Consider the following 7,538-nt stretch of genomic DNA (forward strand, 5'->3'; position numbering starts at 1 on the left):
GCGCTGCGCAGGCGCGCGGCCACGCGCAGCCCGTGCCGCGCCGGGCTGCGCCAGCCGGGCAGCTGCGCGAGCCAGGTGTCGTGCAGCGCGCGGCCGAAGTCCTCGCCGAGCCGGTGGTAGCTCTCCCACTGCGCTTCGTCGAACGACTGGTCGCCGGTCGACTCGTGCGGAAAGCCCTCGTGCTGGCGCGCATAGGCCAGCAGGTCGACGTCGAGCGCGTCGTGCAGGTTCGGCTTGACCACCAGCAGCGTCGCCTCGGGGCGCCACGGCCCGCGCGCACCGGCGCGTTCGCGGTAGCGCACGCGCGCGAGCAGCACGCCGCGGGACGAATGGTTGTCGGCCATGTGCTCCGGCGACAGAACGGTCAGGTCGCTGCCGGCCAGGCTGAACAGGTGCTGGGCCTCTTCGCGGGTGTAGAAATCGATCTCGGCGCCGAAGTCGATGCGCGCCTTGCGCACCAGGTTCTCGATGTCGCCGAAGCAGTAGTCGCCGTCGCAGCTGCCGTCGGCCAGCACCATGAAGTCGGTCTCGCGCTTCAGCAGCGGGTAGATGCCGCTGTTCTCGAAATGCCCGCCGTCCGACAGGTACCACCACGGCCGCTCGACCCCGTAGAAGGTGGCCGAGGCCTCGCTCGCGAGCATCAGCGGCTTCGGCGCGAAGCGCCATGCGAGGCGGCTGAGCCAGCGCAACTGCGCCGAGTCGCGCGGCGCGCGCACCCAGTGGCCGAGCCGCACGCCGAGGAAGTACACCAGCAGCGCGAGCCCGCGCGAGGTGTACGAGCCGGCCCCCGGCGACGCCGCCGCGCCCGACACCGCGATCCAGCGGCCCAGCGTGCCGGTGTCGTCACCCGGCTGCAGCGCGACGAACTCGTCCGGCCCGATCTCCAGCCCGCGCCAGGTGGCCGTCACCGCGGTGCCCTTGCGGTCGGCGTTGTAGAGGCCGCTCTGGTCGTCGCGCGTCTGGTTCAGGCAGGTGTTGACCAGGTGGATCGGGCCGCCGCGGGTTTCGGGTCGGTAGCTGTCGAGCGCGGTGTCGTCGCCGTCGACCACGCTGGTGACGTCGCCGCGCACGACCGGGCCGCCCTGCGCGTCACCCACCAGCCCGCGCCGCGGGTTGCCGACCGCGAGGTAGGCCCGCGTCAGCCGCGCGCGGTAGAAGCTGTGCAGCGACGAGGTGTTCGCCATCTGCGCATTGCCGGCGGTCAGCACGATCCAGCCCAGCCACAGCCCGCCGATCAGCAGCGCGCGCATCCACGCCGGCACCTCGCGCAGCGCGCTGAAGGTGTCGGGCGCGAACACGAACCACTGCAGCACGACCAGCCAGGCCGTCACCAGCGCGAGCAGGCCGACCAGCGAGCCGACGTCCATCAGCCGCGGCAGCCAGCCGCGCGCGCGGGCGCCGGCCTCGGCCGCCATCTGCTGCAGCGGCTGCGCGAGCCGGCGCAGCACCAGCACCACCACGCCGCCGAAGCCGACGCCGCCCCACAGCCACTGGTTGCCCGATTGCAGCTCTTCCAGCACCCACCAGCTCGCGCGGTCGAGCGCACCGAGCCCGCCGATCGCGACGACGACCAGGGTGGCCGCCTTCAGCCAGCGCGTCAGCTGGTTGCGCAGCCGCGCGACGGCCAGCGCATGCGGCTCGCGGCCGAGCGCGAGCCGCGCCTGCACGAACAGCTGGCCGACCACGATCGACAGCAGCGCCAGCAAGGCGGCGGTGGCCCAGTCGAGCGCGTCCTGCACCGGGTTCACCGTGCTGCCACTGCGCAGCTCGCGCAGCAGCAGCCACGCGGCGAAGGCCATCGCGGTGACGAACACCACGTCGCGCCAGCCCGGGCCGACGGCGCGCGCATCGGGGTCGTGCGTGTCGCGCGCCGCCCAGTAGCCGGCGACGAGCCCCGGCGCGGTCGCGGCCCACAGCGCCAGCGCGACCGGCCACCATGGCGTGAACCACCGCTCCCAGCCCTGCGGGTCGAGCTGCTGCGTGCTGTGCTGCCACAGGTGCGGCGCGATCACCAGCAGGCCGAGCAACATGCAGGCGAACATGAATTCGGTGTGGATCGCGAGCCAGGCGCGCAGGTAGGTGACGACCGCGATGCCGATGTCGCGCGAGCCGGCCGGCGACAGGTAGCGGCCGTTGCGGCGCAGCCATTGCAGCACCGGTGAATCGCTGCGCGCAAGCAGCGCCTGCGCCTGCTGCAGCCCGAAGGCATTGACGAGCCGGCCGAACATCGCGCCGGTGTAGCCGCCGCCCGACACGGTGGACAGGTAGTCGACGCGGCCCAGCATGCCGTCGGCCACCAGCGAGCGGTCGGCCGGGTCGGCGCGCTCGCTGTTCGGCTGGCCGTGGTTCTGCGCCAGGCCGCGCAGCAGCCCGAGCGCGAAGGTCGCGCTGCGCACGCCGCCGCCGGACAGCGCGAGGCCGACGCTCGGCAGCTTCAGCGCCGGGTGCGTCTCGTCGTCGGCGAGACCGAGCGCATGGCGGCGCCGCGCCTGCAGCGCGAGCTGTTCGGCCTGGCGCAGCGCCTGCCAGTCGTCGGGCAGCGTCGGCGCGGACGAAGTGGCGTGTGAAGTGTCGGATGTCGTTGTGTCGTCGGGCTTCATGGGCCGTGTCCCTTGGGGGCCGTTCGTGTGGCGGCCTCGGCGCGACTGTAGGACCGGGCGAGGCGCTTGTCAGCCGCCGCCTGACCGGTGACCTAGGGGGACGCCTGACAGCCTGTGTCAGCCCGATGAAACCCAGCTGTAACCACCGGTGCGAGCGCCAACAAATGCCGTGTTCTTGTGCGCGGACAGGCGTCAGGGTTCGAAACGACGGCTTCGTGCGACCGCCGGGGCGTCGAAAAGAAGGAGCACAGACAGACCTGTTCGAAAGCCTGCCCCATGTTCCTGCCCCGCACCTTCATCGCCGCATGCCTCGCCACCGTGGCCGGGCTGTCGCTCGCCGCCTTCGCCCCGGTGGCGTCGGCCGAGACCTGGGGCCTGCACATCGCGAGCAAGCACATCCCGGCCAAGCGCTACAACAACTCGAACCCCGGCGCGTACTACCGCAGCGACGAGAACTGGACCATCGGCGCGTATCACAACTCGCTGCGCCGCAACAGCGTCTACGCCGGCTACACGCTGGAGCACGGCCGCTTCGGCGTGACGATGGGCGGCGTGACCGGCTACGACCATGCGGTGCAGCCGCTGTTCGTGCCGACGATGTCGCTGTTCACGGTGCAAGGGGTGACGGCGCGCATCGCGTTCATCCCGCGCGTTGAAAAACGCATCGGCTCGCACGTGATCCACCTGATGGTGGAGTTCTGATCAGGGCACGCGCTCGGCGCTGTGCCACGGCGTCCAGATCAGCGCCGCCGCGAAGCTGACCGTGTTGCTGCGCTCGAACAGCGGGCTCGTGCGGTTGGCCGCACCGCCATGGCTGTTGAACGAGCTGCCGAGGCTCAGCACCGTGTCGGTCGCGATGCGCCGTGACCACCAGGCGCGCAGGCCGCTGCCGAAGTAGCCGGAGCTCGCGTCATAGGCCGAGCGCTGCGCAGTCGCGTAGCGCGGATCCACCTGGTAGAAGTAGTCGTGCAGCGATTCGCTGGCCCAGGTGCTGACGACGCTCAGCTGCACCTGGCTTTCGCTGTCGGGCCAGCCGCGGCGCTGCCAGCGCAACTCGGGCTCGACGACGCTGCCATGGCGGTCGATGCCGCGCCCATCGGTCGAGAACACCGCGCGCGCCTTCAGGTGGGCGCTGACCTGTTGCCCGTCCTGCAGCGGCAGGCGCCAGCGCAGCTGCGGGCCGAGTTCGAACAGGTAGTCGAGGCCGGGCATGCCGCGCCGCGCATCGTTGTCGCGCGCATTGAACGCGACGGCGCCCGAGAAGTCGAGCTCGAGCCGCCCGCCGGCGAACAACCGGCTGCGCACGCCGTCCTCGTCGACACGCAGGCGCTCGCCGCGGTAGACGAAGATCGGCACCGGCGCGATGCGCGAATGGCGCGTGCCGGCAGCCGGGTAGTCGGGGCCGTTGACGCCGACCACGCCGACGCCGATCTCCCACAGCGGCTTGCCGCTCGGCGTGGCCTCGACCTTGGCGGGCGGGGCATCGGCCTGCTGCGCGTGGACGAGCGAGGTGGCGAGAACGAGTGGAAGGACGAACGTGAGGACCCGCGGCAACCGGCGCATCAGGGCGTCACGTCCAGGACCAGCGTGCTGCTGTCGGCGGCATGCCCGTCGTTGTCGATCGCCCGGGCATACACGCGCACCGTGCTGCGGCCGTCGGTCGGGCCGGTCAGCGTCCATTCGTAGGGCGGAAAACTGTCGCCGCCGAGCAGCACCGAGCTGAGGCCGTCGAGGCGGTAGAAGCGCACCTCGTCGATGCCGCTCTGGTCGCTGGCCGCCGCGGACAGCCGCACCGAGCCGCCGGCCTGCACCGACGACGACGACGCGACCAGCTGCACGCTCGGCGGGCCGTCGTCATCGAAGCCGTTGCTCCATTCGACGTAGAAGCCGCCACCGCAGGCGGTGAGCAGCGCCGCACCGGCGAGCACGGCAAAAAGGTGGGCAGGTCGTCGCATCAGCCGATGCTACCCCGCTCACACGCTCGTCCACCACCGTTTCCCCGGCTGGGGCGCATCCAGCGCGAGGCGCTCGCCCATTTCAGGCGTGGCCAGCCGCACGCCATGCGTCGCGGCCAGGTCGAGGATGCGGTCGAAGGGCTCGTGCCACGGGTGCATCGCGAGGTCGAAGGTGCCGTTGTGGACCGGCATCAGCCAGCGCCCGCGCAGGTCGAGGTGGGCCTGCAGCGTCTCCTCGGGCTGCATGTGGACTTCGGGCCATTGCTTGTCGTAGGCGCCGGTCTCGAGCAGCGTCACGTCGAACGGGCTCAGCCGGTCGCCGATGGTCTTGAAGTCGGCGTGGTAGCCGGTGTCGCCGCTGAAGAACAGCCGCAGGTCGCCGGCGACGATCACCCACGAGGCCCACAGCGTGCTGTCGCCGTCGCGCAGGCTGCGGCCCGAGAAGTGCTGCGCCGGCGTGGCGACCAGCTGCACACCGTGCACGGCGGTCTGCTGCCACCAGTCGAGCTGGCGCACCTTGGCGGCATCGATGCCCCAGGCGATCAGCCGGTCGCCGACGCCCAGCGGCGTGACGAACACCTCCACCTTCGGCGCGAGCTGCAGGATGGCGTCATGGTCGAGGTGGTCGAAGTGGTCGTGCGACAGGATCACGCCCTTGATCGGCGGCAGCGCGTCGATGTCGATCGGCGGCGCATGGAAGCGCTTCGGGCCGGCCCACTGCACYGGCGACGCGCGCTCGGAGAACACCGGATCGGTGAGCCAGAACTCGCCAGCCAGCTTCAGCAGCAGCGTCGAATGGCCGAGCCGAAACAGACTTGCATCGGGCGCGTCGGCGAGCGCTGCCGCGCTGAGCGCCTGCACCGGGATCGGTGCGCGCGGCACCGTGGTGTCGGGCTTGCTGGTCAACACGCGCCAGGCGATGCCGAGCGTCTTCAGGAAGCCGGGCGATTGCCGGGGCACGACGTTGCGGAACTTGCCGTCGCGGTGCTGCGGCGAGGCCGTGTGGTCGGCCGGCGTGGTGCGGCGGGGGCAGAGGGTGGCGGAACTCATGGCGGGATCACTCCGGTGACGCAGGAAAGGGGGCGGGCGCTCAGCGGCGCGCGGGCGAGTGCGAGGGCGAAAGAACGGGCGCGCGGCACACCAGCCGGATCGCGACGCGCATGCGCTCGCGGTAGTCGGCGGTGCTGCGGGCGTGGTGCTTGATGCCGTGCGACGCGGCCGACAGGTGCAGCGCCAGGTCCTTGGCGCTGACGCCGGCGTCCTTCCAGGTGGCGGCGACGCCACTGGCCGTCAGCGCGCGCGACAGGTCGGCGACCATCGCCTGCTCCAGCTCGTCGAGCACCGGGCCGACCAGTTGCGTGGCCGTGGCGAACAGCTCGGCCAGGTGCTCCTGCGGCAGCTCGGTGCCGTCGGCCTGCGACTTCAGCGCCATGAAGGCGACCAGCAGGCGCTCTTCGATCGGCAGCTCATCGCGCGCCAGCGCCGCGCGCATCGTGGCGCGGCTCTGGCCGATCAGCTGCACGACGACCTCCTTGAACAACGCCTCCTTGTTGGCGAAGTGCAGGTAGAGGCCCTGGCGCGACAGGTCGGCCGCGCGCGCCAGGTCGTCCATCGAGGTCTTGCGGTAGCCGTAGCGCAGGAAGACGCCGGCTGCGGCCTGCAGGATGGCGTCGCGGCGTGCGGTGGTCGGCTCGACGGTGTCGGGTGGCATGGTGCAGGGCTCGAAGCCGGGCGGCTCCAAGCGGTTGATCAATTGCATCAACTTTACACCATGTGCACATGTTGTCAAGTACGCTTCAGCTTCGCCAGCTCGTCCGCCACCAGCTTCACCACCAGCCGGTCCAGCGTCTGCACCGAGTACTGCTTCACGTCGTGCGTCGTCTGCGTGCCGGGTCCGCTGGCCGGGTCGGCCGCATCGCGGTAGGTCAGGAACACGAAGCGGCCCGCGGTGTACTGCGCCATCTGCCGGTAGATGTACTCGCCGACCGGGTCGAGCCCGCTCGCGCCCACCGCGAACAGCTTGATGCCCTTCGCGAGCGCGGCCTGCATGTCGGTGTCGTACTGCGGGCCGCCGTAGTCCAGGTGCGGCGGCGCATCGGCCACCAGCACCACCATGCGGGCCGCATCGCGCCGCCAGCTCAGGCCGTGCACCACCTCGTGCAGCGCCTCGTTCAGCGCCTCGGGCGTGTCGCCGCCGCCGTTCGCCTGCAACTGGCCGAGCACCTGCTGGAAGCCGCGCAGGTCGTCGGTGAAGTCCTGCGTGCGGGTCAGGAAGGCGTCGCCGCGGTCGCGGTAGGCCACCAGCCCCCAGCAGAGGTCAGGCTGCACCGGCAGCTGCGCGATCTGCTGCGCCATCGCCAGCATCGAGGTCTTCAGCTTCGCGATCTCGTCACCCATCGAGCCGGTCGCGTCGACCATGAAGACGAGGTCGAGCCGCGGGCGCTGCGCGGCCACGGTCTGACCGAGCCGCACCTGCACCGCGCTCGCCTGGCCGCGCTGCAGCAGCGCCCGGCCCTGCACGCCGTTCTTGCGCACCGCGATGCCGAGCGTCCGGTCCCCCTGCACGCCTTGCGGCAGGAAGGCGCGCGGGTGCAGCCAGACCCGGCCGGCGGTGTCGGTCCGCGCCCACATCACCGGCTGCGCGAGGCCGGGGCGCTGGATCGCCACCTCGGCGTCGTGCACCGGGTCGCCCTGCGCGTCGGTCACCTCCAGCAGGTAGCGTTCGGCGATGTCGCGCTCGCGCACCGGCAGGCCAGCGTTGCGCTGCCGGTACGCGAGGTACTCGCCGAAGTCGGCGTTGTCGTCGACCATGCCGGCGGTGACGGTCTCGCGCGTCGGTCGGGGCTTCGTCGGCTGCGGTGCAGGCGGTGCAGGCCAGGGCTCGGGTGCGAACGACGCGCTCGGCTCGGGCGCGGGTTTCGCGGCCGGTGCGGCGGGCGCCACCGCGCGCTCGCGCACCGAATCGGCCGCCGAGCCCGCGGCC

7 protein-coding genes are annotated in these 7,538 nt (G+C 71.7%); 1 reads left to right on the top strand and 6 read right to left on the bottom strand.

Going from position 1 to position 7,538, the window contains the following annotated elements; translation table 11 throughout:
• Positions 1-2,600 (bottom strand): NACHT domain-containing protein (locus tag ACXJLU_RS31900; RefSeq protein ID WP_457337762.1); only part of this gene is annotated, 2,600 nt, incomplete at its 3' end.
• A 276-nt stretch (positions 2,601-2,876) separates the two neighbouring features.
• On the opposite strand from ACXJLU_RS31900, the gene ACXJLU_RS31905 reads away from it, so the two are divergent.
• Positions 2,877-3,302 (top strand): hypothetical protein, encoded by a 426-nt coding sequence (locus tag ACXJLU_RS31905; protein ID WP_457337763.1) that lies wholly within the window; start codon positions 2,877-2,879, stop codon positions 3,300-3,302.
• Here ACXJLU_RS31905 and ACXJLU_RS31910 read toward each other — a convergent pair whose 3' ends face one another.
• The 5 genes from ACXJLU_RS31910 to ACXJLU_RS31930 all read right to left on the bottom strand — a co-directional run.
• Positions 3,303-4,163 (bottom strand): MipA/OmpV family protein, encoded by an 861-nt coding sequence (locus ACXJLU_RS31910; RefSeq protein ID WP_457337764.1) that lies wholly within the window; start codon positions 4,161-4,163, stop codon positions 3,303-3,305.
• Positions 4,163-4,555 (bottom strand): Ig-like domain-containing protein, encoded by a 393-nt coding sequence (locus ACXJLU_RS31915; protein ID WP_457337765.1) that lies wholly within the window; start codon positions 4,553-4,555, stop codon positions 4,163-4,165. The genes ACXJLU_RS31910 and ACXJLU_RS31915 overlap by 1 nt, the downstream gene beginning before the upstream one ends.
• 18 nt (positions 4,556-4,573) lie before the next feature.
• Complete coding sequence (locus ACXJLU_RS31920) at positions 4,574-5,605, bottom strand: MBL fold metallo-hydrolase (protein WP_457337766.1); 1,032 nt, start codon at positions 5,603-5,605, stop codon at positions 4,574-4,576.
• A 40-nt stretch (positions 5,606-5,645) separates the two neighbouring features.
• Complete coding sequence (locus ACXJLU_RS31925; RefSeq protein ID WP_457337767.1) at positions 5,646-6,266, bottom strand: TetR/AcrR family transcriptional regulator; 621 nt, start codon at positions 6,264-6,266, stop codon at positions 5,646-5,648.
• Between the two features lie 74 nt (positions 6,267-6,340).
• Positions 6,341-7,538, bottom strand: a 1,198-nt coding sequence (locus tag ACXJLU_RS31930) for a vWA domain-containing protein (protein ID WP_457337768.1), incomplete at its 5' end; no start/stop codon positions are given.

Source organism: Rhizobacter sp. P5_C2 (genome assembly GCF_054049715.1).

Bases quoted from the DNA above. Each gene is read 5' to 3' on its own strand.
- ACXJLU_RS31905 (WP_457337763.1), top strand. From the start codon at position 2,877: ATGTTCCTGCCCCGCACCTTCATCGCCGCATGCCTCGCCACCGTGGCC.
- ACXJLU_RS31910 (WP_457337764.1), bottom strand. From the start codon at position 4,163: ATGCGCCGGTTGCCGCGGGTCCTCACGTTCGTCCTTCCACTCGTTCTC.
- ACXJLU_RS31915 (WP_457337765.1), bottom strand. From the start codon at position 4,555: ATGCGACGACCTGCCCACCTTTTTGCCGTGCTCGCCGGTGCGGCGCTG.
- ACXJLU_RS31925 (WP_457337767.1), bottom strand. From the start codon at position 6,266: ATGCCACCCGACACCGTCGAGCCGACCACCGCACGCCGCGACGCCATC.